Origin of the sequence: Agrococcus sp. HG114 (assembly GCF_024723325.1) — a bacterium.
In the GTDB taxonomy this organism is placed as follows: Bacteria; Actinomycetota; Actinomycetes; order Actinomycetales; family Microbacteriaceae; genus Agrococcus.
In genome coordinates this window covers 1-755 of sequence record NZ_JANQCH010000255.1, presented here as the reverse complement: position 1 = coordinate 755, position 755 = coordinate 1, and the positions used below count along the sequence as shown (strand labels likewise).

The 755-nt window shown below is 78.1% G+C and carries 1 protein-coding gene; it reads right to left on the bottom strand.

The genetic code is table 11. The features are described from left to right. Positions 1–755 (bottom strand): ATP-binding protein (locus tag NWP09_RS13100; RefSeq protein ID WP_258275922.1); only part of this gene is annotated, 755 nt, incomplete at both ends.

The following is a 755-nucleotide window of genomic DNA, read 5'->3' as shown; positions in this document are numbered from 1 at the left end:
GGCAGCGGCGACCCGGGCGGCCGCGTCGGCGCTCGTGCGCCGCTCGCCCTCGGCGCCCGGCAGCACGCGCTCGACGCGCACCTGCAGGTCGACCCGGTCGAGCAGCGGCCCCGACAGCCGCGAGAGGTACCGGCGCCGCTGCTGGGGCGCGCACGAGCAGTCGCCGCTGCCGAACATGCCGCACGGGCACGGGTTGGCCGCGAGCAGCAGCTGGAAGCGTGCGGGGAAGGTCGCGACGCCCGCCGCGCGGTGGATCGTGATCGTGCCCGACTCGAGCGGCTGGCGCAGCATGTCGAGCACCGCGCGCGGGAACTCGGGCGCCTCGTCGAGGAAGAGCACGCCGTGCGTCGCGCGGGCCGCGGCGCCGGGCCGGATGGAGCCCGAGCCGCCGCCGATGAGCGACACGGCCGTGGCCGAGTGGTGCGGCTGCTCGAACGGCGGCAGCACGTCCAGCCGCGGCGGCGCGGGCTCCCCCGCGAGCGACCGCAGCGACGCGACATCGAGCGCCTCCGCCTCGCGCAGCGGCGGCAGGATCTGCGGCAGCCGGGTCGCGAGCATCGTCTTGCCCGCGCCCGGCGGGCCGATCATGAGCATGTGGTGCGAGCCGGCGGCCGCGATCTCGAGCGCCTCGACCGCGTCGCGGTTGCCCACGACGTCGGCGAGGTCGACGTCCGCGTGCGCTCGGAGCGGCGCGACCGCGGCGGGGACCGGCTCGACGGGCTCGGCGACGAGCTCGGCGCCGAGCAGCACGGCGG